The sequence below is a fragment of the Mesorhizobium sp. WSM4821 genome, from assembly GCF_055901555.1.
In genome coordinates this window covers 5,470,015-5,495,696 of record NZ_CM148371.1, presented here as the reverse complement: position 1 = coordinate 5,495,696, position 25,682 = coordinate 5,470,015, and the positions used below count along the sequence as shown (strand labels likewise).

Genomic DNA, 25,682 nt, shown 5'->3' with positions numbered 1-25,682 from the left:
TCCCACCTAACTGGCAGGCGCCCGTCTATTTCGAAGCGGCGATTCCGCAGCCCCCGCTTGCGGTCTTGACCTTGTATTGTTTGACGCCGGCCTGACAGGACCGCAGGGCCAGATCTTCCGCAGCCTTCTTGGATGGCGCGTTCAGCCGCGCGCTGCAAATGACGTACAAATCGGTCACGCGCGAATAGAAGGTCGTTGCATAGGCGGAATGCCCGCTGGCCGCCACATAGGCTTTGTAGGCTTTCGGGCAGTCTCCCGTCGAACCCGGCGGAAAATGGACGGCGAAACGGCTGTCGCCCTTGCTTCCCGCCAGCGATTCCGCCGTGCCAACGCCAGGAACCACTAATATAAGCAGTCCCGCAAGTACAGACACAGTTGTTTTCTGAAAAAGTTGCAGTCTCATCTTCGCCCAATCCCCATTGGTATTTGCAAAGAGCAATAGCCGCAATTTTTCCGTGTGGCCAGTACAATGGTTGAAAATAAGTCTGGGAGGTGTGGATGGGATTTCTCATCGGTAAAGACCGCACTCCACCAGACGCAGCAACGCCTGTTGGTATAGTTCCGCCATTTGCTGGTCGAAACAGCAGAAAACGACGGTTTCCGGAACCGCGTTCTGGCCGATGAAGGCGCTTACGGTGCCGACGGCGATTTGCGTCGCCTGGTCCTTTGGATATCCGTATACACCGGTCGAGATCGCCGGGAACGCGACCGTCCGGCAATTCTTGTCGACGGCGCATTCGAGCGATCGGCGATAGCAGGAGGCGAGCATCTCGGCTTCGCCTTTGCCGCCGCCTTGCCAGACCGGCCCGACCGTGTGGATGATGTGGCGTGCCGGCAGCCTGTAGCCCTCGGTGAGTTTTGCGTCGCCGACCTTGCAGCCATTCAGCATCCGGCATTCGAACTCCAGCTCGGGGCCGGCCGCCTGGTGAATGGCACCGTCGACGCCACCGCCTCCCAAGAGCGACGTGTTGGCGGCGTTGACGATGGCATCGACCGCCAGCTTCGTGATGTCGCCGATGTGAAGGCGAATCCTCTGATCGATTTCGCTCATCTCACATCCTGAACACGCCGAACCGGGTCTCCTCGATCTCGGCATTGAGCGCGGCGGAGAGGCTGAGCGCCAGCACCTCGCGCGTCTTGGCCGGATCGATGATGCCGTCGTCCCAGAGCCGTGCTGAGGAATAGAGCGGGTGGCCCTCATGCTCGTATTTCATCAGGATCGGCTTCTTGAATTTCGCCTCCTCCTCGGCGCTCCATTCCCCGCCCTTGCGCTCGATACCCTCGCGCTTGACCACCGCCAGGACCGTGGCCGCCTGCTCGCCGCCCATCACCGAAATGCGGGCGTTCGGCCACATCCACAGGAAGCGGGGTGAATAGGCGCGTCCGCACATGCCGTAATTGCCGGCGCCGAACGAGCCGCCGATGATCATGGTTACCTTCGGCACGCGGGCCGTGGCGACCGCCATCACCAGCTTGGCGCCGTCCTTGGCAATGCCGCCCGCCTCGTATTTTCGTCCCACCATGAAGCCGGTGATGTTCTGCAGGAAGACCAGCGGGATCTTGCGCTGGCAGCACAATTCGATGAAGTGCGCGCCCTTGAGCGCGCTTTCGGAGAACAGCACGCCATTGTTGGCGATGATGCCGACCGGCATGCCCTGAAGATGGGCAAAGCCGGTCACCAGCGTGGTGCCGTAATTCTGCTTGAACTCGTCGAACTCGGAGCCGTCGACGACGCGGGCGATCACTTCGCGCACGTCATAGGGCTGGCGCAGATCGGTCGGCACGATGCCGTAGAGCTCATCCGCCGCATGAAGCGGCGGAATCGGCTCGCGAAGTGCCAGCCCGATCTCCTTCTTTCGATTCAGGTTCTTGACGATGCGGCGCGCGATCGCCAGCGCATGCTCGTCGTCCAGCGCATAGTGGTCGGCAACGCCGGAAAGCCGAGTGTGCACGTCGGCGCCGCCCAGCTCCTCCGCACTGACATCCTCGCCGGTGGCCGCCTTCACCAGCGGCGGGCCGCCAAGGAAGATAGTCGCCTGGTTGCGCACCATGATCGTCTCGTCCGACATCGCCGGCACGTAGGCGCCGCCCGCCGTGCACGAACCCATGACGCAGGCGATCTGCGGTATGCCTGAAGCCGACATGTTGGCCTGGTTGTAGAAGATGCGGCCGAAATGATCGCGGTCGGGAAACACCTCGTCCTGGTTGGGCAGATTGGCACCGCCGCTGTCGACCAGATAGACGCAAGGCAGCTTGTTCTGCAGCGCGATCTCCTGGGCGCGCAGATGCTTCTTCACCGTCAGAGGATAATAGGTGCCGCCCTTCACCGTGGCGTCGTTGACGACGACCATCACTTCGGTGCCTTCGACACGGCCGATGCCGGCGATGATGCCGGCCGACGAAATCTCCTCGCCATACATCGACCATGCGGCGAACTGGCCGATTTCAAGAAATGGCGAACCGGTGTCGAGCAACTGGGCGAGGCGCTCGCGCGGCAGAAGCTTGCCGCGGCTCTGGTGGCGTTCACGCGCTTCGTCCGTGCCGCCGCGCTCGACGGTTGCCGCCTTTTGCGAAATGTCGGCGACCAGCGCCCGCATGCGCTCGGCATTGGCGCGGAAGGTGTCGGAGGCGGGCGAGATCTGCGAGGTGAGGGTGGTCATTGACAAACCTGAGGTGATATCATATTTCGCTATCAAATCTGAGTTTCGTCACGCATGACGTGCGACCGCCAACGGCGAACCCGGCGCTTCCTGCCGGGGCATTTTCCATGGAGGTCGTCATGCGCGGAAAACACTTTGCGGACCCAGTGAGTGGCTCGATCAAATGGCGGGATGTCGAGACGTTGTTGATTGCACTCTGAGCGGAGATGTCCGAGGGAAGCAGTTCTCGAGTGAGGTTCACCATCGCCGGCCAGACATTATTTCTTCATCGTCCGCATCCATGACCCGATACCAAGCGGTGGGCAATCAGGGATCTCCGCGAGTTTCTGACAAATGTTGGAATAAAGCCATGAAGCTTTACAAGGGTTATGCTGGATCGATCGAGTTTGATGACGAGGATATGGTGTTCCATGGCCGTGTCCTCGGCATTCGTGACATTGTGACTTTCCAGGCCGAAAGTGCGGACGAGCTGGTGAAATCGTTTCACGACAGCGTCGACGACTATCTTGCCTTTTGCAAGGATCATGGCACCGAGCCCCAAAAGCCCTATTCCGGCAAGCTCGCTCTGCGTACCACGCCGGAAATTCATGCCTTGTTGGGTAAGGCGGCAGCCAGCGACGGCAAATCCATCAATCAGTGGATTTCGGACACGCTTGCCGAAGTCGCCCGAAGGCGGGTCGACGAAGGTTCGACAAAAGTCCGAACCCGCGCTCACTAGATTCCTTCCGCCATGATTTCGCGCCCGATCAGCCAGCGGCGGATTTCGCTGGTGCCTGCGCCGATCTCGTAGAGCTTGGCGTCGCGCAAAAGCCGGCCGGTCGGATAGTCGTTGATATAGCCGTTGCCGCCCAGCAGCTGGATGGCGTCGAGCGCCATCTGTGTCGCCTTCTCGGCGGCGAACAGCACGCAGCCGGCGGCGTCCTTGCGGGTCGTCTGGCCGCGATCGCAGGCGGCGGCGACAGCATAGACATAGGCGCGCGCCGCGTTCATCACCGTATACATGTCGGCCAGCTTGCCCTGCACCAGCTGGAACTCGCCGATCGGCTGGCCGAACTGCTTGCGCTCGTGCACATAGGGGATCGCCACGTCGAGGCACGCCGCCATCAGCCCGATCGGGCCGCCCGCGAGCACGGCGCGCTCGTAGTCGAGGCCCGACATCAGCACTTCGACGCCGCGTCCTTCCTCGTGCAGCACATTGTCGAACGGCACCTCGACATCCGAAAAAACCAGCTCGCCGGTGTTGGAGCCGCGCATGCCGAGCTTGTCGAGCTTTTGCGCGACGGAAAAGCCAGCCATCGATTTTTCGACGATGAAGGCTGTGATGCCGCGCGAATGCCGCTCCGGATCGGTCTTGGCATAGACGACCAGCGTCTCGGCGTCCGGCCCGTTGGTGATCCACATCTTGGTGCCGTTGAGCAGATAGCGGTCGTTGCGCCTTTCGGCGCGCAGCCTGAGCGACACGACGTCGGAGCCGGCGCCGGATTCCGACATCGCCAGCGCGCCGACCTTTTCGCCGGTGCAAAGCGCAGGCAGATATTTTTCCTTCTGCGCCGGCGTCGCCCAGCGATTGATCTGGTTGACGCAGAGGTTGGAATGGGCGCCGTAGGAGAGGCCGACCGAGGCCGAGGCGCGGGAAATCTCTTCCACCGCCACGACATGGGCGAGATAGCCCATGCCGGTGCCGCCGAAATCCGGATCGGCGGTGATGCCGAGCAGGCCGAGCGCCCCCATCTCGGCCCACAGATGCGCCGGAAATTCATTGCTGCGGTCGATCTCGGCGGCGATCGGCGCGATCTTTTCCTGGGCGAAACGCCGCACAAGGTCGCGCAGCGCCTCGATGTCTTCATCAAGCCCGAAATTGAGCGTGTGCGTGTACATGCAGTTTCCTCCCGCCGCATGATCCCGAACCGAAGGTTCGCGTCTGCGAGTATCGAACTCGTTTTTACTGCGCCGACCCTCGGTCCGCTGAGGATCATGCGCAAATCAAAGTGCTACAGCGTCCTTTGAGCGTCCCAAGGGATGCGCGGCGCCGTAGCTCATTGTCGCGCCATGGGCCTTTGCCCCAACGAGGCGCATTGTCATTGAAAGATATGTGGCGGTTACTTCAGAGATCGATAGCCGCTCGCCTGGTCGGAACCAAACGATGACGCCGGTCATCATCTGGATGAGCGCCATGGCGGTGAGGCCGGTATCGTCGACAGTGAAGGCTCCGGCTTCCGAACCGTCGCGCAGGATGGCGCGCAGCTCCTTCTCATAGGCCGTGCGCATACGCAGAATCTGCGTCAGCCGGTCGTGCGACAGGCTGCGCAGTTCCATGTTCGAAACATGGGTGGAATGGCGGCGCTCGATGTGAAAGGCGATGTGGTTTTCGACATAGGCGGCAAGCCGCGCCGCCGGATCGGCCACAGCGGGGCGCGCCGCCTCCCACGCCTCGATCAGCCCTTCCATGTGCTCGCGCATCAGCGTGAACAGGAGGTCTTCCTTGGTCGGAAAATAGCGGTAGAGCGCCGCGGCCTGGACCCCGACCTCGGCGGCCAGCTGGCGCATCGACATCGCCTCATAGCCGAGACGGGCGATCAGGTTGACCGCCGCCTCACGGACCGCTGCCTCGGTTTTTTCTCCGTCGGAACCGGTCGTGCGCGCCATGGTTACCTCATCCCGACGCATAATAAAACGAACGTTCAATTAATTCAAGGCTGAGCCTTATGGGAAAATGGTCACGTCTTCTAAATAGTTGACTAGGTCAAATAATATAGCGATGATCCTGCGGCGTAGAAATCTCCTGGCAGGAGCCTAACATGCCGGACGAGCGGAATGCCGTGGTCACCGAAATCCGCCACTTCAACAGGTTTTACACCAGTTTGATCGGGCTGCTCGACGAGACCTTGATGCAGAGCGCCTATACTTTGACCGAGGCGCGGGTGCTGTTCGAGCTGGGTCACCGTGCCGCCGCCATCGCTGCCAACCAGAGCGGGGAGGCAGGATTTCTTGCGCGGGCGTTCCATCTCGACCTCGGATTGACGGCGTCCAGGATTGCCGATGATCTCCGGCTGGACCCCGCCTATCTCACGCGGATCCTCAGAAAATTCGCAGCCATGGGCCTGACCGAACTGCGCGCCGACCCGCACGACCGGCGTAGATGCATCCTGTCGCTGACCGCTCGGGGCAACTCGGAGCTGGCCACGCTGCAGGCGGCGGTGGATCGCGATCTCACCCGGCTGACTGCCGGCCTGGCCGACAACGATGCCACCGAGCTTTCGGACGCATTGAAGCGGGTCACGTGCCTGCTCGGCGACGGCGGGAAATAGCGGCAGGGCCGAAACGACGACTTTGCGCCCCTCAGTTCCCCCGTGCCGCCGCCAGCGCGCTAGGCAGCTCCTCGGCAAGGATGTCGAGCTCGTGGTCGAGGCCGACGCTGACCCTTATGCAGCGGTCGAGCACCGGCACCATCGGCTTGCGGATGAACACATCCCGCGCCAAAAGCGCCTGCAGCACCTTCAGCGCGAAGGCGCCGCCACCGCCGCAGTCTATGGTGACGAAATTTGTTGCCGAGGGCAGCGGCTTCAGCCCATTGGCCTCGGCTATCTCAGCGATGCGCCGGCGGCCGGCCGCGACCCGAGTCACCACGCTTTGGAGATAGTCCTGATCGGCCAGCGCCTCGACGCCGGCGATCTGCGCCATGCGGCTGACGCCGTAATGGTTGCGGATTTTCTCGAAATCGCGGATCACCTGGGCCTCAGCCACCGCGTAGCCGCAGCGTATGCCGGCCAGTCCGTAGGCCTTCGAAAAGGTGCGCATGCGGATGACATTCGGCCGCGAGATATCGATCGGCGGTAGCGCCGAGGCCGGTCCCAACTCGCCATAGGCCTCGTCGAGCACCAGCATGGTGGTTTCCGGCAAGGCTTCGGCGAAGCGAATGAGCTCGGCCACCTCCCACCAGCTTCCCATTGGATTGTCCGGGTTGGACAGATAGACCAGCGGCGCGTTTTCCTTGACGACCGCAGCCAACAGGCCGTCCAGGCTTTCCCGGTCGTTCTCGTAAGGAACCGCGACCAGCCGGCCACCGACGCCTGCAATATGGAAATTGAAGGTCGGATAGGCGCCGAGCGAGGTGACCACCGCGTCACCCGGCGCCACATACATGCGCGCCACCAGGCTGAGCAGCCCGTCTATGCCTTCGCCGACCACCACGTTTTCGGCGCTCACGCCCAGATGCGCGGCGACAGCCACCTTCAAATCGTGATTGTCGGGGTCGCAATACATCCACATGTCGCGGGCGACGCCGGCCATGCGGGCGATGACGCGCGGCGAGGGCCCGAAACTGCTCTCATTGGCGCCGATGCGGGCGCGAAACGCGCGGCCGCGATCACGCTCCTGCGCCTCCGGGCCGACAAATGGCACCGTCGAGGGAAGCGCAGCGATGATCGGCGTGAGGGGAGGGCGCTGGCGCATGGCAATGCTCGTTCGAAAAGGGGCTCGTTCGAAAAGGGCCTTCTTGCTAGCGCGGCACAGTTGGCCGCGCAAGCTCCCGCCCTGGCTGCAACCAGCGTGCTGGATTCCTTCGGCTCTTTTTGCTAGCGAGAGACCATGAACAATCGACTCCCACCTGCCTGGTCCAAGCACCTCAAACCCGCCCCCGCGCCGAAAGCGAAGGCGCCGATGCTGAAGCCGATGGTGAATCAAGGAAACGCTCAGTCGCGTGCGCAGGCCGACGACGCGCTGCTGAAACAGGCGTATATGCTTCAGCAGGCAAAGCGACTCGACGAGGCACAGGACCTATGCCTTCGGGTTCTGGCGCGCACGCCGAACCATCCCCTCGCCCTTTACATCCTGGGGACCGTCGGCCTGGGCTATGACGACGAAGCGGCTTTGCGATATTTCGCACGGGCGGTCGGCGAGGAGCCTGAAAATCCCTACTACCACCTCAGTCTGGGCGAGGCCTATATGAAGGTCAGCGAATATACGCCAGCAATCAAGCATATGCAGTACGCCTTGGAACTGCAGCCCGGCCTTGTCGAAGCACTTTGTGCATTGGGGCGCGCTTACACCCAGTTTGACAAACCCGACATGGCATTGCCGCTTTACGAGAAGGCACTGAAAATCAAGCGCGATCATCCCAAGGTGCGGACCGGACTGGCCAGCGCGCTCAGCAGCCTGGGGCGCATGGATGAAGCCGCCGTCTATCTGAAGGAAGCAATCGAACGTCGCACCGAAATACCGACTGCCTACAACGACCTCGTGCAGACGAAAAAGTTCACCGAAGAGCCCGAGGAGCTCCAATCCATCCTTCGTGAACTCGGCAATCCCAAGCTTGATGCGGACGGTGCTCACAAGCTCCATCACGCTGCCGGCAAGGTGCTGAACGACCTCAGACGTTATGAGGATGCATTCGACCATTTCAACAAGGCGAAACAGGCTTCCGGCTACAAGTTCGATATCGACTTGCATCGTCGCTGGATTGACTCGCTGATTGAAACCTTCACGCCGGACTTTTTTGCTGCCAGGGCCGGCTATGGAAATCCTTCTGAAGTGCCTGTGTTCGTGGTTGGCATGCCCCGCTCGGGAACGACGCTCACGGAACAGATCTGCGCCAGCCATCCCGATGTTCATGGGGCAGGGGAGCTTGCCAAACTAAGGCGGGTCGCGAATGCGATCGGCCTCAAAACCTCATCGGCTGGAGATTTGAACCGGCCAATCATGTCGATCACGGAAGACCTGTCCAGAACCCTGGCCGAAGAGCATCTGTCCTATTTACGGGAGCGGGCGCCTGCTGCACTTCGCGTCGTGGACAAGATGCCACACAATTTTGAAATGATTGGTCTTATCGGCCTTCTCTTTCCCAACGCGCGCATCATTCATTGCCGTCGTGACGCCATCGACAATTGCGTCTCTTGCTTTGTCCTCAACTTCAGCGAGGGACACAGCTACAACACCGACCTGAAAACACTAGGCCTGTATTATCGCGAATATGACCGCCTGATGCGGCATTGGAACGAGGTTTTTCCGGGCCTTATCTTCGAAAATCGCTACGAAACGCTGGTTGAGGACCAGGAAGCGCAGTCGCGCCGCCTCATAGAGTATCTCGGGCTGCCTTGGGATGATGCCTGTCTGCGCTTTTTCGACAGGGACGGTTCGGTCAATACGCCCAGCCGCTGGCAGGTTCGTCAGCCGATTTACAAATCGTCCGTCAAGCGCTGGAAGAATTATGAAAACGAAATTCAGCCGCTGATACAATCGCTGGGCGACCTCGCAGAGATTTGACTTGAGGTCTGCGGTCCACATTGCGTGGACCGCAGCCCTCCCTTCGTCATCCCAGGGTCTGCACTCCGCTTCGCGTTCGCTCCGCCCTGGGATGACGAAGGCATGGTGGGTAGGCGGCCAATCGCAGACGTCGGCGATTGGCGGCGCGGGCCGATCCAGCAGAAAATGACCGTGGCCGGTGTCGGCCGCACCCATGCATCCACGCAACTTGATAGCCGTGCCGTCGTGACACAAAAAACCCGGCGGTTGCCCGCCGGGTTTGAGTTCAGTCAGGCAAAGCCTGTTAGAACGAGCGCTGGAAGCGAAGGAGGCCGCCGAAGCTGTCTTCGTCGTCGGCATTGGTCCAGTTGGGTTCGAGAGGGTCGAACTCTCCGACGTGCACGTAGTCGACTTCGGCCGTGATCGTCAGGCCCGGAACGATGTCGTAGGCGATGTTGGCAGCGACGCCGAGGTTTTCGCCTTCGTCATAGGAGATCTGGGTGTTGAACGAGGTCTTCTCGTTGATGGTGTAGGTGCCACCACCCCAGACCGCCCAGTTGCCTTCCCAGAGCTTGTACATGCCGCGGCCGCCTGCGGGCAATGCCCAGGTGTCGTCCGTGTAGTTGTCGTCCGTGCCGTAGCCGGCCATGATGAACAGCGACAGGTTCTCCATCGGGGTGATGTCAAGGCGAACCTTGCCGGCCACCTCTTCGTAGGCGCTGTCATAGGCGATGACGCCGGTGATCGCGCCCCAGCCCTGCGTCCACTTCACGCCGCCGACGACATGCGGAACATAGCTGTCGATCGTGAAGGGGCCATAGCCTTCTTCGAGCGAGACCACGGCCGAGAAGCCGTTGCCGGCGTCGAAGTAGTACTGGACGACGTTGGTGTCGAAGCCACCGTAGGGAACCAGCGTATCCTGGATGACGTTGCCGGCGTAGCCGATGAACGTATCGAAGGCCGATTCGTCCTTACCGACGCGCAGGCCGCCAAGCTGGATCCAGGCGAAGTTCAGCGAAATACCCTTGTTTTCGGCGACGTTGAGGTCGCCGTCGTCGTTTATGTAGCCGTAATTGTTTCGGTTGCCGAAGTTGAAGCGGGTCTCGGTGTAGGTCTTCAAGGTGCCGAGCTCGGTTTCCTGGCCGGTCCAGGTCTTAAACGTGAAGCGAGCCTGCTTGTAGAAGGTGTCCTGCTCGTCCCCGTCCTCGCGGTCGAAGGCCCTCGCACCGTCGAACGAGCCGACGTCGCCGACGCCGATGTCGTAACGGATGTAGCCGCCGATGCGCAGGCAGGTTTCGGTGCCGGGAATGTAGAAGTAGCCAGCGCCGTAGACGTCGCAGATGCGGACGTATTCAGCGGGTTCCGGCTCGGCGACGACGACGGCGTCGGCGGCGCGCGCACCGGAAACTGCGACCAGCGCCGCAGCTGAGCCGAGAAGAAGGCTCTTGATGTTCATTTTCTGACCTCCAGTCAGAATCGAAGGCGGAGGTCGACGAAAAGCAGCTCGTTGCGCTGTTTCTCTTTTATTTCAAACAGATAATCTTGGTGCCATCAGTGGGGCCAAAAACGCTTGCCCGCGAAGGCCTTGCCCGAGCCGGTCTTGAAATAGCGCTCGAGTTGCCGTGCATTGGCCTCGGTTTCAACCGCAATGTAGGACTTCAAAGTGACAGGCAGATAAGCCTTGGTCGAAGTCACAAAGCCTGATCGATGCGATTCGAAACGGCGCCGAAGGTCGTTGGTCGATCCGACATAGAGATCGCCGTTACGGAGTTGCAGGAAATAGACGTACCACATAGGGCGTAGGGTGGCGGAGAGGATGGGATTCGAACCCACGAGAAGCTTTTGACCTCTACTCCCTTAGCAGGGGAGCGCCTTCGACCACTCGGCCACCTCTCCGTTTCGCCGGTGGATAAAGAAAAGCGCGGCCACAAGCAACAAGCCCGCGCCATTATCATTGAAAAAACCGATTTCCTCCGAAGCGCCGCTTTTTCGCCATGCGACGGAACTGCGGCAATCCCCTTAGCCGGCCGACTCGGGGCATGATCGCGCGCAATCGCCGGAATCGGCCGGTTTGCAAGGGCTCGCCCAGGGGTTTCCAACGGCCCGATGGTTAATGGGAGCTTTCCGAGTGAGGCCAAATCGTGTCATTTGTGCAACAACACTTGGGGATAGCACCCGCACAGACCTTTTGCCGGTACGATGGTGGTTGAACGCCGCCGCCTCATGGGTAATGTCGAATTCGAAGGAGCGGCGCGGTGCGCATCTTTTTCGGTAGTGGGGATGGGGCAGGGAACGCTGTCCTTCAGCAAAGAATACCCAGACCCGTTTTTTAACTTTTGACTGGAGGTCAGAAAATGAACATCAAGAGCCTTCTTCTCGGCTCAGCTGCGGCGCTGGTCGCAGTTTCCGGTGCGCGCGCCGCCGACGCCGTCGTCGTTGCCGAGCCGGAGCCCGCTGAATACGTCCGCATCTGCGACGTCTACGGCGCTGGCTACTTCTACATCCCCGGCACCGAAACCTGCCTGCGCATCGGCGGCTATGTCCGTTACGACATCGGCGTCGGCGACGTCGGTGCGTTCACCGGTGCGGAGAACGGCGACGCCGAGGACGGCGACTTGCAGAACACCTACCGCAAGCGTGCCCGCTTTACGTTTAGGACATGGACCGGCCAGGAAACCGAGCTCGGTACGTTGAAGACCTACACCGAGACCCGGTTCAACTTCAACAACGCCAATGATTACCAATACTACAACGATGCCGCCAACAGCGGCGCCTCGCTGAACTTCGCCTGGATCCAGCTCGGCGGCCTGCGCGTCGGTAAGGACGAATCGGCCTTCGATACGTTCATCGGCTACGCCGGCAACGTCATCCAGGATACGCTGGTTCCCTACGGTGGCTTCGACACCAACGTCGTCCAGTACTACTTCGACGCCGGCAACGGCTTCTCGGCCGTCATCTCGCTCGAAGAAGGTTATGGCGATCTCTTCACGATCGACAGCTACGTTCCGCATGTCGTCGGCGGCTTGAAGTGGACGCAGGGCTGGGGCGCGATCACCGGCGTCATTGCTTACGACAGCAACTATGAAGAAGTGTCCGGCAAGGTTCGCCTTGACATCACCCCGATGGAGAACCTGTCGCTGTTCATCATGGCCGGCTACGGCACGGACGACAACTTGACGGACGTCACCTGGGCAAAGTCTGCTGGCGGCCGCGGCATGTACAAGCTGTGGAGCGGCAACTGGGCGGTCTGGGGCGGTGGCACCTACACCATCAACGAGAAGACCTCGTTCAACACCCAGATCTCGTATGACGAAGGCGAAAACCTCGGCATCGCTGCCAACATTGCTTACGACGTCGTCCCAGGTCTGACGATCACGGCCGAAGTCGACTACGTGCACGCAGGCGAGTTCGGCGAGCCCGGCTTCGACAACTGGACCAATGCCGACGACGAGGACAGCTTCGGCGGCATGCTCCGCTTCCAGCGCTCGTTCTAAGGGTTGGACTTAATACAAGTGAAATTCAGCCCGGGCGCATCAATGCCCGGGCTGTTTTGTTTCGTGACTGGAACAGGGTCAAACAGAAGGAACAGGGGGTAACGGTAGCTGAATAAGGTCCGTGGGAAGATTTCGTGGGATCCGTTGATGGCGGATGAAATCACAACTGCGTGATCAAAAACTCTTGAAAGGGCGCTTCCAAGCGGATAGGTCTGATCCATCCACTCGGGGGTGTGGCGAATGATGACGAACGAAGCGATTCAAGAGGATGAACCCTCTGATCATTTTTCGGTTTTTTCTTCTCAAGTTTCCAAGATAAAATACAGTTACAACAAGGTAAGAGAAGTAAAGTCGTACAGGGTTGGAGAGCTTTTTTCAGCATACCGGGACATACTTTGGGATGACGGGCGGCATAAATACAATGTCAGCTCCTTCATCGGCGAGATAGACGAGATTCTCCTCGGGGAGCGTTTCAGCGCCTTCGACCAAAGCACCTTGGACAACCTTATCGGCACCTTGCGCCAGCGCGGCAACAGCAACGCAACCATCAACCGGAAGATGGCTGCCCTCAGCAAACTGCTGCGCAAGGCTCACAAGATGGGAGATATCCATAGCCTGCCCGAGTTCCGCCGCCAGAAGGAGCGGGCGGGGCGGATTCGATTCCTTGAGAGGGACGAAGAGGCCAGGCTGTTTGCCGCCATCAAGAGCCGCAGCGAGGATGCTTACCGGCTCTCCATCTTTCTCGTCGACACCGGATGCCGTCTCGGCGAGGCGCTTGGCTTGATCTGGAACGATATCCAGGAGCATCGCGTCAGTTTCTGGATCACCAAATCCGGCCGCAGCCGCACCATTCCGATGACCGAGCGGGTAAAAGAGGTGATCAAGCTGCCGCCCACCGAGGGCCGTCGGCCCAAGGGGCCGTTCACCAAGCTCAGCCAGGCGCAGTTCCGCGCCATCTGGAACGACGCGAAAGCCGAAATCGGCCTTGGCGCCGACGATCAGGTGGTGCCGCATATCCTGCGCCACACCTGCGCTTCGCGTCTTGTCCAGGGCGGCATCGACATCAGGCGTGTGCAGATGTGGCTTGGCCACCAGACGCTTTCCATGACCATGCGTTACGCGCACCTTGCCACCAATGACCTCGATGGCTGCGTCACTGTGCTGGAAACGCCTCGCGGCGGAGCGGCTGGGGGTGCCGAAAGCTCTGTGTTTTCGTCCCCATTGACGACGCCTTCCGCATCGCCGAGCGGGCATAAGGCGGAGCCTGCAGCCGCAAAGGCGCCGAGGAAGAGCTCGAAAGCCAAGTAATCTCAGGCCATTTCTATACTGCTGTAACCACCCCAAGACCGATCAGGTCTTGGGATTTACTTTATTTGAACTTGAGTTCTGCCTGATCCAGAAAAGCGGCAATGGCGCCGGGCAGGCCGCCGGTCTCGAGAAATGGGGCATGGCCCTGGCCCTCGACCGTTATCGTCTCAACATGGGGATGACGCTTTCGCATCCGTTCGAGCGTTTCGGCCGACAGCAGCTTCGAGTTGGCGCCGCGTATGGCGAGCATCGGGATGGCCGCCAGCGCCTCGAACTGCGGCCACAGGTCTGGCAGTGGCTGGGTGAGGTCGAGGCCAGCCAGCGTGCCGACCAGCTTCGGGTCGAAATCCGGCACCAGCCCTTCATCCGTTTCGCGATAGAGGGCCGCCACCATCCGCTCCCAATCCGCCTCGGCGAGCGCAGGGAAGTCGCTGCCATGCGTGCCGCGCTGGGCACTGAGCGCCTCGGCATGGGTTTTCGGCATCGGCGCGCGCTCGAGATAGGAGCGGATATGGGCAAGGCCGCCGGCCTCGACCACCGGGCCGATGTCGTTGAGCACGATAGCCCGTAGGATGGTCGGCCGCATCGCGCCGAGCACATGGATGATCAGCCCGCCGCGCGACGTGCCGATGAACGCCGCGTGCTCGATCCCCAGCGCCGCCAGCCCGGCGAGGATATCGCCGGCTTCGATGCCGACATTGTAGTGGCTGATATCGGGATCGTAGGCGGACTGCCCGCGCCCGCGATAGTCGAAGACGACAATTTTTCTCGCCGCCCGCCTCGACAGATAAAGCGCCAGCTCGTGAAAATCTTGGGCATTGCGAGTCAGGCCGGGCAGGCAGACGACCGGCCAATGGCCGGAGTTTGCTTCGCCGTAGATGCGAGCATGAAGTTGCAGGCCGTCCGGTGAGGCGTAGAAGAAATCGGAAAAATCGTTCGACATTTGGCTCTAACCTTCTGAGATGCCGGCGGGACAGCGCCCCCCTCTGTCCTGCTGGACATCTCCCCCACGAGGGACCCACGAGGGGGGGAGATTAGCTGCATCTCCGTTTTCGCTAACCTCCAACGCCGCAGAAGAAGCGCCGTCGGCGAAACAGCCAATCTCCCCCCTCGTGGGGGAGATGTCCGGCAGGACAGAGGGGGGCGCGAAGGATCGCCAGCCTGTGGCTGTCCGGCTCAATGCCCCTCCCGTCACCCCCGTCCGTTCACCAAATCTCCCACAATGTCGTATTTGCCGGAAATACGCATCTTGTAGACTTCGTAATTCTCCATCACGCGCTGGACGTAACTTCTTGTTTCCGTGTAGGGAATCCGCTCGATCCAGTCGATGACCGCGTCGATGTCCTTGCCGCGCGGGTCGCCATATCTAGCCACCCACTGGGCGGCGCGGTTGGGGCCGGCATTATAGCCGGCGAAGGTCAGCACATAGGAGCCGTTGAAGCGGCCGAGCTGCTCGCCGAGGAAGGCGGCGCCCAGCGTCGCATTGTAGCCGGCGTCTGTGGTCAGCCGCGCTTGCGAGAAAGTCATTCCGGCCTTCCTCGCCAACTGCCTGGCGGTCCCCGGCATCAGCTGCAGCAGCCCGCGGGCGCCGGCGCTAGAGACGGCGCCGATGTTGAACTCGCTTTCCTGACGGGCGATCGCATAGGCCAGCGCCTTGCCCGAGCCGGAAATGTCGGCGGTGTCGGGAATGACGCCGAGCGGATGCGACAGCGCGCCGACATCGATGCCGCGCGCGCCGGCGATCTTGCCGACTTTCAGCGCCAGGAAATGATTGCCCTGCTTTTCCGCCATCGCGGCGAGCAGCGCCAGCTCTCCCGGACTGGTCAACTGTCCGGCGAGGTCGCGGTAGAGCGTGTCGGCATAGCGCCCGTAGCCCGCCTCCTGCAGCCGCTTGATGGCGCTGACCGCTTCGCGATTGGCGAAATTCCGGCGATCGGCGGTATCAGGCAAGGGATAGGCGATGTTGAGGGTCTGCCGGCCGACGCGCTCGCCGGCGAGTTGGCCGTAGAAGGCAGTGCCGTAACCGGCGGCGCGGGTGAAATGATCCTTCGCAATGCCGGGACCGCCGGCTTCGGCCGCTCGGCCGAGCCAGTAATAGGCGCGCGACAGCGACATCGGCCCCTGGGCGAGATCGGCGATCCGTGCGAAATGCCTGGCGGCGGTGTTCGGGTCGTTGAGGCCGCGCAGCGCGTACCAGCCGGCATGGAACTCCGCATCCGCCGCGTTGGCGGCACTTTCGGCGGCGTGCGATGCGACGATTATGTAGGCGGTTTTCATGTCGCCCTGATCGACCAGTTCGCGCGACAGCACCCGGCGCTCGGCCCACCACGCGTCCGGATCGACCAGCGCGCCGCGGTCGCTCGGCGCCGTCATCATCACTGCGGCAGCGTCGGAGAACTTCTTCTGCTTGCGCAGATATTCGGCTTGCGCGAAGAGATAACCGGCCGAACGCTGCGCTGCCGGCACCGCCTTCAGCAGTTTGGCAGCCCTCTTGTCGCCTTTGGATACCGCCGCCCAGGCGTCGGCCAGTTGCTGGGCGCCGGCGAGGCCGGCGACGCGCAACGCAGAATTGACCCGATCGGCGTAGAACATGCGCTCCATGCGCAAACGGTGGTCGGCGGTTGGGATCAGCTTGCCGAATTCCTGGATGATCGCCGCTTCGTCCTTGGCTTCCAGCTTTTCGGTGCGCCAGAAAGGCGACAGCACCGAGCGCGCCGCCTTGACGTTTTCCTGCGACACATAGGAGCGGGCGAGGATCACCACGCCCTCGACTGTCTGTGGCTGGCTGCCGCCGAATGCCTGCACCACGATCTCGGGCGCGGGGTTCTCGCGGTAGAGCGCGCGCTCGCTGTTCTTGCGCAAGGCGATCATGCCCGGCCAGTTCGGCAGCATTTTCGCAGCATCGGCAATGTCGCCGCTCGGCACCTTGTCGCCGCCATAAAGCGCGATCGCCCAGGCGAGGATGTGCTGGTCGAGCGAATTGGCCGGCAGGACCTCGCGCACTTGACGCGCACCGGCAATGTCGTTTGCCGCCAGCGCGTCGAGGCCGCTCTTCAGCCTGGCGACGCTGGCGGATGGAGTGCCAACTGGATCCTGCCGGCCATCGTCTTTCAGGCTTGGCATCGGGATGGCCGACGTGACCTGCGCATCGATAGTGCCGGCGGCCACAATGCTCGCCGTCAGCAGGAAGATTGCGCCAAGCAGCGCGAATAATTGAGGCTGCCTGGTCGGCATCGTCTTCATTATTTCCTGTCTTACACATTAGCAACAGGCACAGACCAACTGAAGCCTAGTTAGCCGTGGTGAAGAGCCCGTAAACAGAGGACTATCAAGGTCGTTCGAATTGCGCTTGCTGGCACTACCGCCATGCTTGTCGCGCAACAATGTCGAGACTATGGTGCGCGGCTTCGCTTTCGGCTAGAAGGCGCGCACGACAGATACCCAAGAACCAGAGAAGTCCCAAGGAGTTGGACGACATGCTGAGAGGCTCGCTTACCGCGCTCGTGACACCGTTCGAACAGAGCGGGCGTTTCGACGAGAAAGCCTTTCGCGCGTTCATCGCCTGGCAGATCGCCGAAGGCACGACGGGCGTGGTTCCGGTCGGCACCACCGGCGAGTCGCCGACGCTGTCGCACGACGAGCACCGCCAAGTCGTCAAGGTCTGCATCGAGGTGGCCAAGGGCCGGGTTCCGGTCGTCGCCGGCGCCGGCTCCAACAACACCGAAGAGGCGGTCGGCCTGGTCCAGTATGCCGAGAAGGCGGGCGCCGACGCCGCCCTTGTCGTCACGCCGTACTACAACAGGCCGACGCAGCGTGGCCTCTATGCGCATTTCGCCGCTGTCGCCAAGGCGACGAGCCTGCCGATCATCATCTACAACATTCCGCCGCGCTCGGTGGTCGACATGACGCCCGAGACGATGGGCCGGCTGGCGCACGATTTCAAGAACATCGTCGGCGTCAAGGATGCTACCGGCAAGGTCGAGCGGGTTTCCGAGCAGCGCGCCACCTGCGGCAAGGATTTCATCCAGCTTTCGGGCGAGGACGCCTCGGCGCTCGGCTTCAACGCCCATGGCGGCGTCGGCTGTATCTCGGTGACGTCGAATGTCGCGCCGCGACTATGCGCCGAATTCCAGGAGGCGACGCTTTCCGGCGACAACGCCAAGGCGCTGGACTTGCAGGATCGCCTGCTGCCGCTGCACAAGGCTATCTTCCTGGAACCCGGCGTATCCGGCGCGAAATATGCGCTGTCGAAGCTCGGCAAGGTCGAGAACGTGTTGCGTTCGCCGCTGGTGACGGTCGAACCGTCGACCGCCGAGAAGATCGATGCGGCCATGAAGCACGCCGGCTTGATCAATTAGCGAGCCCGTTTGGAAACTCTACTCCTGCGGCCATCTGAAGGCGCCACCTGCGCTTCCGGTGCTCACGTACTATATGTACGCTCCGCTCCGGTTCTCGGTGCCACCATCATCTGACTCGCGGGAGCGAGTTTCGAAACGAACTCTGGACGTCATGAATCAAGTCAGAAAAGCCGATCCCAACAACAAGACCGTTGCGGAAAACCGCAAGGCGCGGTTTTCCTATGAGGTGCTCGACACGATCGAGGCCGGCCTGGTGCTGACCGGCACCGAGGTGAAGTCGCTGCGCCAGGGCCAGGCCAACATCCAGGACAGCTATGCCTCGGTCGAGGGCGGTGAGATCTGGCTTATCAACTCCTATCTGCCGGAATATCTGCAGGCCAACCGCTTCAATCACGAGCCGCGCCGGCGCCGCAAACTCCTGCTCAACAAGCGCGAGATGGCGAAGCTGTCGCAGAGCGTCGACCGCGAAGGCATGACGCTGGTGCCGCTAAAAATCTATTTCAACGACCAGGGCCGCGCCAAGCTGCTGCTTGCCGTCGGCCGCGGCAAGAAACTGCACGACAAGCGCGAAACCGAAAAGCAGCGCGACTGGTCGCGCGAGAAGGGCCGGCTGCTGAAGGAGCGTGGCTGAAAAACATCCGGCGGTAGCAGGCGAAAAAGCCGACCATTGGCTTTTCGAGTTTCGAATGCCCGGAGCCATAAGGCAGGGCGGTTCAACAGGGAATAGGCACTCTTTTGAAGAACCGGATCGTCCTTTGGGGTGCGGCCAGCCTGATCCTGGCGTGCCTCGTCGCGGCCGGCGTCTATTTCTACTTCCAAACGTTTTCTCCGGACCGCGGCAAATATCCGGTCAGAGGCATCGACGTTTCCCATCACCAGCGGCAGATCGACTGGCGGCGTGTTGCTGCCGACGATGTCGCCTTCGCCGTCATCAAGGCGACCGAAGGGGGCGATCATGTCGACGATGCCTTCGCCGCCAATCTGCGCGAGGCACGTGCGGCCGGTCTTGCGGTCGGTGCCTATCATTTCTTCACCTTCTGCAGGCCCGGCGCCGATCAGGCGAAGAATTTCATCTCGGTCGTGCCACGCGATCTCCCGCTGCTGCCGCCGGTGGTGGATATCGAGTTCGTCGGCAATTGTCCGCGGCGGCCATCGCCCGAAGAATTGAGTGTCGAACTCTCGGCTTTTCTCGGCCCTGTCGAGGCAGCCTTCGGCAAGACGGCGATCCTTTATGTGACCGACGCGGCCGCGCGGGTCTATGCCGGCCAGATCGCCGGCCGCCCGCGCTGGGTTCGTTCGCTGGCGCTGCAGCCAAGGCATGACGACTGGATCTATTGGCAGTATCACGACAAAGGCCGAGTCGACGGCATCAGCGGCGATGTCGATCTGAACGTTCTTCAGGGTGGGCACGAAACGCTGGCCGAACTGCTTGCGCCGCCCGAATCTATCTCTCCAGAAACGCAGCCATCTCGCTGAAGACATTGACGAACATCGCTTCCGTCAGCACGCCGGTGTTGGTGTTGTAGCGCGAGCAGTGATAGCTGGAGAACAGCGTGACGCCATTGGCTTGTAGCTGTCCGCCGTGCCGGAAGGGATAGGCGGCAACACGCCCACCCAGCGCCCGCACGGTCGACTGGTGCGCGATCGAGCCCAGTGCCAGCACGGCGCGCAGGTTTTTGAACCGCGCGATCGTCGGTACCAGGAACGTCCGGCAGGTGGCAATCTCTGCGCCGACCGGCTTGTTCTCCGGCGGCACGCAGCGCACCGCATTGGTGATCGCCGTGCCGACAAGCTCCAGCCCGTCGTCGGCCCTGGCCTTGAACTGGCCGCGCGCAAAGCCGTGTGCGATCAGCGTGTTGTAGAGAAGGTCGCCGGCATAGTCGCCGGTGAAGGGGCGCCCGGTGCGGTTGGCGCCGCGCAGGCCCGGCGCCAGCCCAACGATCAGCAGCTTGACGGCATCCTCGCCCTCTGGTGGCAGGAAGGTTGGCACCGGCGCGTTGAACCAGGATGGTTCGCGCTGCCGCCACTCAGCGATAAAGTCGTGCAGCCGCGGGCAGAGCGGGCAGTCGCGATCGGGCTCGGGGGAGGCGGCCAAGGGCGCGGTCAAGACCGCCGCCGTCAATAGTCGTCCTCGTCGACTTCGGCCGGTTCGGGCCGGCGCACCGGCCGCTCGGAGGGATCGCGGCCGACCTCGCTCTTCAGGGTCATCAGGTCGATGAAATGATCGGCCTGGCGGCGCAGGTCGTCGGAGATCATCGGCGGCTGCGAGGCCATGGTGGAGACGATCGAGACCTTGCGCCCGCGCCGCTGCAGCGCTTCGACCAGCGTGCGGAAATCGCCGTCGCCGGAAAAGATGACATAATGGTCGACGACATCGGCGATTTCCAGCGCATCGACGGTCAACTCGATGTCCATATTGCCCTTGATCTTGCGGCGCCCGGTCGAATCGGTGAATTCCTTGGCCGGCTTTGTCACCACCTTGAAGCCGTTATAGTCGAGCCAGTCGATCAGCGGCCGGATCGAGGAGTATTCCTGATCCTCGACCAGCGCCGTGTAGTAGTAAGCACGCAGCAGGTAGCCGCGCTTCTGGAAGCTTGCCAAGAGTTTGCGGTAGTCGATGTCGAAGCCGAGCGCGCGCGACGTGGCGTAGAGATTGGCGCCGTCGATGAAAAGGGCGATTTTTTCCCGCGGGTCGAACATGGAAAATATCCTTTTTTGAAATATGGGGTCGTCTAAATGCGCAGGGACTAACGGCCAGCCTCGTAATAATGCTGCTGGCCTCTTATCATTCGAGATAACGCCAGTTTTACGGCAATCCAAGGGTGTGATGCTGCACTGCAAGCAATTGTGATCGTCGCTGGCAGCGCGCGTGCCGATCCGGCATTGGCGCGGTATTCTCCCGATCCCGGCCCGGGATTGCCATGAAGCTTGTATTTTGACGGCGTTCGGGTTATGGACCGCGCCTGTTTTCCGTCAAATCCAGGCATGAAAGGGGCAAACTCATGGCCCGCGTAACCGTTGAAGATTGCATCGACAAGGTCGACAACCGCTTCGAGCTGGTGCTTCTGGCCGGCCACCGCGCCCGTCAGATCAGCCAGGGCGCGCAGATCACCGTTCCTCGTGACAACGACAAGAACCCGGTCATCGCGCTGCGCGAGATCGCTGAGGAGACATTGTCGCCCGACGACCTCAAGGAAGACCTGATCCACTCGCTGCAGAAGCATGTCGAGGTCGACGAGCCGGAGGCCGACGGCGAGGCGATCGCCGACCAGACTGGTACCGCCGTCGCGGCGACCGACGCCGACGACGCAGAGGACAACATCGCCTTCGACCGCATGACCGAAGAAGACCTGCTGGCCGGCATCGAAGGCCTGGTGCCGCCCGAGAAAAGCGACGATTATTGATCTTTGCGACGACTGCCGACACTTTCGCGTCGGCGGTTTCGTGGCTATCTATGACATGCGCCGCACGCCAGTGCGGCGCATGATTCATTTCAGCTTTGCGAGATCCCGCCCATGATGCGTCAGTATGAGCTTGTCGAGCGCGTCCAGCGCTACAAGCCTGACGTCAACGAGGCGCTGCTCAACAAGGCCTATGTCTACGCCATGCAGAAGCATGGTCACCAGAAGCGCGCCTCCGGCGATCCCTATTTCTCGCATCCGCTCGAAGTCGCCGCCATCCTCACCGAAATGCACATGGACGAAGCGACCATCGCGGTTGCGCTGCTGCACGACACGATCGAGGACACCACGGCGACCAGGGCCGAGATCGACGAGCTGTTCGGTCCGGAAATGGGCAAGCTGGTCGAGGGCCTGACCAAGCTGAAGAAACTCGACCTCGTCTCCAAGAAGGCCGAGCAGGCGGAAAACCTGCGCAAGCTCTTGCTGGCGATCTCGGAAGACGTTCGCGTGCTTTTGGTCAAGCTTGCCGACCGCCTGCACAACATGCGCACCCTCGACCATGTGCCCGAAGCCAAGCGCCTGCGCATCGCCGAGGAGACGATGGATATCTATGCGCCGCTGGCCGGGCGCATGGGCATGCAGGGCATGCGCGAGGAACTCGAGGAGATCGCCTTCCGCTTCATCAATCCGGAAGCCCACCGCGCCGTCACCGCGCGGCTCGCCGAGATCTTCGAGCGCAACAAGGGCGTGCTGTCCGAGATCGAGAAGGCGCTGTCCACGCTGTTCGACAAATATGCGATCAAGGCCGAGGTCAAGAGCCGTCAGAAGAAGCCGTGGTCGGTGTTCCGCAAGATGGAGGCCAAGGCGCTGTCTTTCGAGCAGTTGTCCGACATTTTCGGCTTTCGCGTCGTCGTCGACACCGTCGAGGATTGCTACCGGGCACTCGGCGCCATCCACACCACATGGTCGATGGTGCCCGGCCGCTTCAAGGACTACATCTCCACGCCGAAGCAGAACGACTACCGTTCGATCCACACCACCATCGTCGGGCCGTCGCGCCAGCGCGTCGAGTTGCAGATACGCACCTACCAGATGAACAAGATCGCCGAATATGGCGTTGCCGCGCATTCGATCTACAAGGACGCCGGCGGCAAGGTGAACGGCACCGCGCATGCGATCTCGAAGGAGACCAACGCCTATGCCTGGCTGCGGCGCACCATCGAGCAGCTTGCCGAAGGCGACAATCCGGAGGACTTCCTTGAAAACACCAAACTGGAACTGTTCCAGGACCAGGTGTTCTGCTTCACGCCCAAGGGCATGCTGATCGCGCTGCCGCGCGGCGCTACGCCGATCGACTTCGCCTACGCCGTGCACACCGATGTCGGCGACACCTGTGTCGGCGCCAAGGTCAACGGCCGCATCATGCCGCTGATGACCGAGCTGAAGAATGGCGACGAGGTCGAGATCATCCGCTCCAAGGCGCAGGTGCCGCCGGCGGCCTGGGAATCGGTCGTCGTCACCGGCAAGGCGCGCTCGGCGATCCGCCGCGCCACCAAGAATGCCATCCGCAAGCAATATTCGGGTCTCGGCATACGCATACTGGAACGCGCTTTCGAGCGCTCCGGCAAGACCTTTACCAAGGAAAGCCTGAAGTCGGTGCTGCACCGGCTGGCGCGCAAGGACGTCGAGGATGTGCTGGCTTCGGTCGGCCGCGGCGAACTAGCCTCCGCCGATGTCATGAAGGCGGTATTTCCCGACTACAAGGACGAGCGCGTCACGCTGGCCGCGCCCAAGCAGCGCGAGGAGGGCTGGTCGAAAATCCGCAACGCCGCCGGCATGCTGTTCCAGATTCCCGGCCGCGCCGCACGCAAGGACAAGGACCAGCCGAAGGACGGCGCCGTGCCGATTCGCGGCGTTCGCGGCGACCTGCCGGTGCGCTTCGCGCCGGAAGGTGCCGTTCCCGGCGACCGCATCGTCGGCATCATGCAGCCAGGAACCGGCATCACCATCTATCCGATCCAGTCGCCGGCGCTGCAGGCCTTCGACGACCAGCCCGAACGCTGGATCGACGTGCGCTGGGACATAGACGAGCGCACCAAGGAGCGGTTTCCGGCGCGGGTCTCGGTCACGGCCATCAACGCGCCGGGCTCGCTGGCCGACATCGCCCAGGTCGTTGCATCCAACGACGCCAACATCCATACGTTGTCGATGGTGCGCACCGCGCCGGATTTCACCGAAATGCTGATCGATCTCGAAGTCTGGGATCTGAAGCACCTGAACCGGCTGCTGTCGCAGCTCAAGGACAATTCGAGCGTCAGCGATGCACGGCGCGTGAATGGGTGAATAGTGAATAGTGAATAGTGAATAGTGAATAGTGAATAGTGAATAGTGAAAGAAGGTGCTCTCACTACTCGCTACTCGCTACTCGCTACCATTCACCATTCACCATGGCCATGGAGCGAACAATGAACACTGACGAAGTGCTGGGCATTTTCCGCGAAGCCGGTGCCGTTCTCGAAGGGCATTTCATCCTCACCTCCGGCTTGCGAAGCCCGGTCTTCCTGCAGAAGGCGCGGGTCTTCATGCATGCCGACAAGACCGAGCGCCTGTGCAAGGCGCTGGCCGAAAAGATCCGCGCCGCCGTGCCCGGCAGGATCGACTATGTCGTCGGTCCGGCGATCGGCGGGCTGATCCCGGCCTACGAGACGTCGCGCCATCTTGGCGCTCCAGCGATCTGGGTCGAGCGGGAAGGAGGCGAATTCAGGCTCCGCCGCTTCGAGATCGCCAAGGGCTCGCGCGTCGTCATCGTCGAGGACATCGTCACCACCGGACTGTCGATCCGCGAGACCGTCGACTGCCTGCGCGCGCTTGGCGCCGAGGTCGTTGCCGCTGCCTGCATCATCGATCGCTCCGCCGGCAAGACCGACGTCGGCGTGCCGCTGATCGCGCTCGCCGAATACGAGGTTCCGGCCTACCCGGCCGACAGGCTGCCGCCTGAGCTCGCCGCCATACCGGCGATCAAGCCCGGCAGCCGCAACATCTGATGAATGTCGCCCAAGAGCATGCCCATGGGCTTGAACCGAGGGTGCGCAGCGGTTTGGGACAACGACATGCATAAAACAAAAGTAACGGAGGCGCTGCCGTGATCACCGGCATCGATCATTTCGTGTTGACGGTTCGCTCCGTCGATGACACCTGCGCCTTTTATCGGCGCGTGCTTGGCTTCGAGCGCGTCGACGCACCGAACCTGCCGACGGCGCTGCTTTTCGGAACGCAGAAGATCAACGTCCATGAGGCCGGCCACACTTTCGAGCCGAAGGCTAAAGCGCCTGCCCCGGGCTCGGCGGATTTCTGCCTGGTCGCCGGCTGCCCGCTCTCCGAGATATGCGACCGCCTCGCGGCTAATGGCGTGGCGATAGAGGTCGGCCCGGTCGAGCGGATCGGCGCCCGTGGGCCGATGATCTCGGTCTATTTCCGCGATCCGGACGGCAATCTCGTCGAGGTCAGCGACTATGGTCGGTAGATAGCTCGCGGTTGCCGCTGAGGCACCGGTCCCGCTAGGCGACTGCGCGCAGGCGCCACGCGCAGCTCCGGTTGTTCTGCGGCCGGCGCACCGCTATATCAACTCATTGTTGCCTTTCCGCGGCTGCGAAGCGCAAGGTATGGCTTGTCGCGCCCGGCCTGGGATGGTCGGAGCGGCATCTTGGATGTCAGGACGGGAACAGAGTGCTTTTTCGACGCCGCAAGCCTGGAACGGTCGGATGGGAAGTTCCCGCCGAATGATCATCGGTATCGGCAGCGACCTGATCGACATCAGACGCATCGAGAAATCGCTGGAGCGCCATGGCCAGCGCTTCATCCAGCGCATCTACACCGAGGTCGAACAGGCTCGTTCCGAAAACCGCGCCGCCCGCGCCGCCTCCTATGCCAAGCGCTTCGCCGCCAAGGAGGCCTGCGCCAAGGCGCTGGGCACCGGTATGGCGCAGGGTGTTTTCTGGCGCGACATGGGCGTCGTCAATCTGGCAAGCGGCAAGCCGACCATGGCGCTGACTGGCGGGGCGGCGGCGGCGCTGGACAAAATCCTGCCCGAAGGGCACAGGGCGGCAATCCACCTCACCATCACAGACGACTTTCCGCTTGCTCAAGCCTTTGTGATCATCGAGGCGTTGCCCGTCGAAGAAGCGCCATATTGATTGCATCTGACGACCGGCATGACGTTGC

Annotated in this window: 25 protein-coding genes and 1 tRNA gene; 13 read left to right on the top strand and 13 right to left on the bottom strand. The window is 61.8% G+C overall.

The annotated features are described in order from the left end of the window. Positions 1–25: 25 nt before the first annotated feature. The 3 genes from AC0NID_RS26850 to AC0NID_RS26840 all read right to left on the bottom strand — a co-directional run bounded on the left by AC0NID_RS26850 (position 26) and on the right by AC0NID_RS26840 (position 2,660). The gene (locus tag AC0NID_RS26850; RefSeq protein ID WP_473457323.1) at positions 26–403 is read right to left on the bottom strand and encodes a hypothetical protein; all 378 of its coding nucleotides are present in this window, start codon (positions 401–403) and stop codon (positions 26–28) included. Positions 404–508: 105 nt separating this feature from the next. After that, a complete protein-coding gene (locus AC0NID_RS26845) occupies positions 509–1,051 on the bottom strand; it encodes an O-acetyl-ADP-ribose deacetylase (protein ID WP_473457324.1) in 543 nt (180 codons plus the stop codon). 1 nt (position 1,052) lies between these two features. Further along, the gene (locus AC0NID_RS26840; protein WP_473457325.1) at positions 1,053–2,660 is read right to left on the bottom strand and encodes a carboxyl transferase domain-containing protein; all 1,608 of its coding nucleotides are present in this window, start codon (positions 2,658–2,660) and stop codon (positions 1,053–1,055) included. Positions 2,661–3,009: 349 nt separating this feature from the next. Between AC0NID_RS26840 and AC0NID_RS26835 the strand changes: the two genes are divergently transcribed. Further along, positions 3,010–3,378 (top strand): type II toxin-antitoxin system HicB family antitoxin, encoded by a 369-nt coding sequence (locus tag AC0NID_RS26835; protein ID WP_473457327.1) that lies wholly within the window; start codon positions 3,010–3,012, stop codon positions 3,376–3,378. Here the strand turns inward: AC0NID_RS26835 and AC0NID_RS26830 are convergent. Further along, on the bottom strand, positions 3,375–4,538 hold the full coding sequence (locus tag AC0NID_RS26830) for an isovaleryl-CoA dehydrogenase (RefSeq protein WP_473457328.1): 1,164 nt from the start codon (positions 4,536–4,538) through the stop codon (positions 3,375–3,377). The genes AC0NID_RS26835 and AC0NID_RS26830 overlap by 4 nt on opposite strands. Positions 4,539–4,643: 105 nt before the next feature. Further along, positions 4,644–5,306 carry a TetR/AcrR family transcriptional regulator gene (locus AC0NID_RS26825; protein ID WP_473457329.1) on the bottom strand — a complete coding sequence of 221 codons (663 nt, stop codon included), beginning with the start codon at positions 5,304–5,306 and terminating at the stop codon, positions 4,644–4,646. A 152-nt stretch (positions 5,307–5,458) separates the two neighbouring features. Here AC0NID_RS26825 and AC0NID_RS26820 point away from each other — a divergent pair, with 152 nt between their 5' ends. Continuing rightward, positions 5,459–5,968, top strand: coding sequence for a MarR family winged helix-turn-helix transcriptional regulator (locus AC0NID_RS26820; RefSeq protein ID WP_473457330.1), 510 nt, complete (start codon positions 5,459–5,461; stop codon positions 5,966–5,968). A 31-nt stretch (positions 5,969–5,999) separates the two neighbouring features. On the opposite strand, the gene AC0NID_RS26815 is transcribed toward AC0NID_RS26820, so the two are convergent. After that, positions 6,000–7,112 (bottom strand): pyridoxal phosphate-dependent aminotransferase, encoded by a 1,113-nt coding sequence (locus AC0NID_RS26815; protein WP_473457331.1) that lies wholly within the window; start codon positions 7,110–7,112, stop codon positions 6,000–6,002. Between the two features lie 135 nt (positions 7,113–7,247). Between AC0NID_RS26815 and AC0NID_RS26810 the strand changes: the two genes are divergently transcribed. Next, complete coding sequence (locus AC0NID_RS26810) at positions 7,248–8,921, top strand: tetratricopeptide repeat-containing sulfotransferase family protein (RefSeq protein ID WP_473457332.1); 1,674 nt, start codon at positions 7,248–7,250, stop codon at positions 8,919–8,921. Between the two features lie 283 nt (positions 8,922–9,204). On the opposite strand, the gene AC0NID_RS26805 is transcribed toward AC0NID_RS26810, so the two are convergent. The 3 genes from AC0NID_RS26805 to AC0NID_RS26795 form a co-directional block, all read right to left on the bottom strand. Then, a complete protein-coding gene (locus AC0NID_RS26805; protein WP_474033340.1) occupies positions 9,205–10,356 on the bottom strand; it encodes a porin in 1,152 nt (383 codons plus the stop codon). Between the two features lie 95 nt (positions 10,357–10,451). Continuing rightward, positions 10,452–10,733: a GIY-YIG nuclease family protein gene (locus AC0NID_RS26800; protein ID WP_473522381.1), complete on the bottom strand. Its 282-nt coding sequence runs from the start codon at positions 10,731–10,733 to the stop codon at positions 10,452–10,454. Then, a tRNA-Ser gene (locus tag AC0NID_RS26795) sits at positions 10,706–10,796 on the bottom strand. The genes AC0NID_RS26800 and AC0NID_RS26795 overlap by 28 nt, the downstream gene beginning before the upstream one ends. Positions 10,797–11,254: 458 nt before the next feature. Between AC0NID_RS26795 and AC0NID_RS26790 the strand changes: the two genes are divergently transcribed. Together AC0NID_RS26790 and AC0NID_RS26785 are read left to right on the top strand one after the other, a co-directional pair. Further along, the gene (locus AC0NID_RS26790) at positions 11,255–12,394 is read left to right on the top strand and encodes a porin (protein ID WP_474033339.1); all 1,140 of its coding nucleotides are present in this window, start codon (positions 11,255–11,257) and stop codon (positions 12,392–12,394) included. Between the two features lie 240 nt (positions 12,395–12,634). Further along, on the top strand, positions 12,635–13,702 hold the full coding sequence (locus AC0NID_RS26785) for a tyrosine-type recombinase/integrase (protein ID WP_473457341.1): 1,068 nt from the start codon (positions 12,635–12,637) through the stop codon (positions 13,700–13,702). Positions 13,703–13,763: 61 nt separating this feature from the next. On the opposite strand, the gene AC0NID_RS26780 is transcribed toward AC0NID_RS26785, so the two are convergent. Both AC0NID_RS26780 and AC0NID_RS26775 read right to left on the bottom strand, forming a co-directional pair. After that, positions 13,764–14,645 (bottom strand): alpha/beta fold hydrolase, encoded by an 882-nt coding sequence (locus AC0NID_RS26780; protein ID WP_473457342.1) that lies wholly within the window; start codon positions 14,643–14,645, stop codon positions 13,764–13,766. 248 nt (positions 14,646–14,893) lie between these two features. Beyond that, complete coding sequence (locus AC0NID_RS26775) at positions 14,894–16,936, bottom strand: lytic transglycosylase domain-containing protein (protein WP_473457476.1); 2,043 nt, start codon at positions 16,934–16,936, stop codon at positions 14,894–14,896. A 242-nt stretch (positions 16,937–17,178) separates the two neighbouring features. On the opposite strand from AC0NID_RS26775, the gene dapA reads away from it, so the two are divergent. The 3 genes from dapA (at position 17,179) to AC0NID_RS26760 (ending at position 19,536) form a co-directional block, all read left to right on the top strand. Beyond that, positions 17,179–18,060, top strand: coding sequence for a 4-hydroxy-tetrahydrodipicolinate synthase (gene dapA, locus AC0NID_RS26770; RefSeq protein WP_473457343.1), 882 nt, complete (start codon positions 17,179–17,181; stop codon positions 18,058–18,060). A gap of 151 nt (positions 18,061–18,211) precedes the next feature. After that, the gene (gene smpB / locus AC0NID_RS26765; RefSeq protein ID WP_006202221.1) at positions 18,212–18,691 is read left to right on the top strand and encodes an SsrA-binding protein SmpB; all 480 of its coding nucleotides are present in this window, start codon (positions 18,212–18,214) and stop codon (positions 18,689–18,691) included. Between the two features lie 104 nt (positions 18,692–18,795). After that, the gene (locus tag AC0NID_RS26760) at positions 18,796–19,536 is read left to right on the top strand and encodes a glycoside hydrolase family 25 protein (RefSeq protein WP_473457346.1); all 741 of its coding nucleotides are present in this window, start codon (positions 18,796–18,798) and stop codon (positions 19,534–19,536) included. Here AC0NID_RS26760 and AC0NID_RS26755 read toward each other — a convergent pair. Together AC0NID_RS26755 and AC0NID_RS26750 are read right to left on the bottom strand one after the other, a co-directional pair. Continuing rightward, positions 19,505–20,182: a uracil-DNA glycosylase gene (locus AC0NID_RS26755; protein WP_473457347.1), complete on the bottom strand. Its 678-nt coding sequence runs from the start codon at positions 20,180–20,182 to the stop codon at positions 19,505–19,507. The two genes, AC0NID_RS26760 and AC0NID_RS26755, sit on opposite strands and share 32 nt — an antisense overlap. Beyond that, positions 20,179–20,760 carry a LabA-like NYN domain-containing protein gene (locus AC0NID_RS26750; RefSeq protein ID WP_473457349.1) on the bottom strand — a complete coding sequence of 194 codons (582 nt, stop codon included), beginning with the start codon at positions 20,758–20,760 and terminating at the stop codon, positions 20,179–20,181. Before AC0NID_RS26750 ends, AC0NID_RS26755 begins: the two co-directional genes overlap by 4 nt. Positions 20,761–21,062: 302 nt before the next feature. Between AC0NID_RS26750 and rpoZ the strand changes: the two genes are divergently transcribed. The 5 genes from rpoZ (at position 21,063) to acpS (ending at position 25,654) form a co-directional block, all read left to right on the top strand. Beyond that, complete coding sequence (gene rpoZ / locus AC0NID_RS26745; protein WP_126040481.1) at positions 21,063–21,464, top strand: DNA-directed RNA polymerase subunit omega; 402 nt, start codon at positions 21,063–21,065, stop codon at positions 21,462–21,464. Between the two features lie 111 nt (positions 21,465–21,575). Next, positions 21,576–23,804, top strand: a complete 2,229-nt coding sequence (locus AC0NID_RS26740) for a RelA/SpoT family protein (RefSeq protein ID WP_473457351.1) — start codon at positions 21,576–21,578, stop codon at positions 23,802–23,804. Positions 23,805–23,926: 122 nt separating this feature from the next. Further along, entirely contained in the window at positions 23,927–24,505 is a 579-nt protein-coding gene (gene pyrE, locus AC0NID_RS26735) for an orotate phosphoribosyltransferase (protein WP_473457352.1), read from the top strand. A 98-nt stretch (positions 24,506–24,603) separates the two neighbouring features. Then, positions 24,604–24,984, top strand: a complete 381-nt coding sequence (locus tag AC0NID_RS26730) for a VOC family protein (RefSeq protein ID WP_473457353.1) — start codon at positions 24,604–24,606, stop codon at positions 24,982–24,984. Between the two features lie 256 nt (positions 24,985–25,240). Then, entirely contained in the window at positions 25,241–25,654 is a 414-nt protein-coding gene (gene acpS, locus AC0NID_RS26725) for a holo-ACP synthase (protein WP_473457354.1), read from the top strand. Positions 25,655–25,682: the final 28 nt, after the last annotated feature.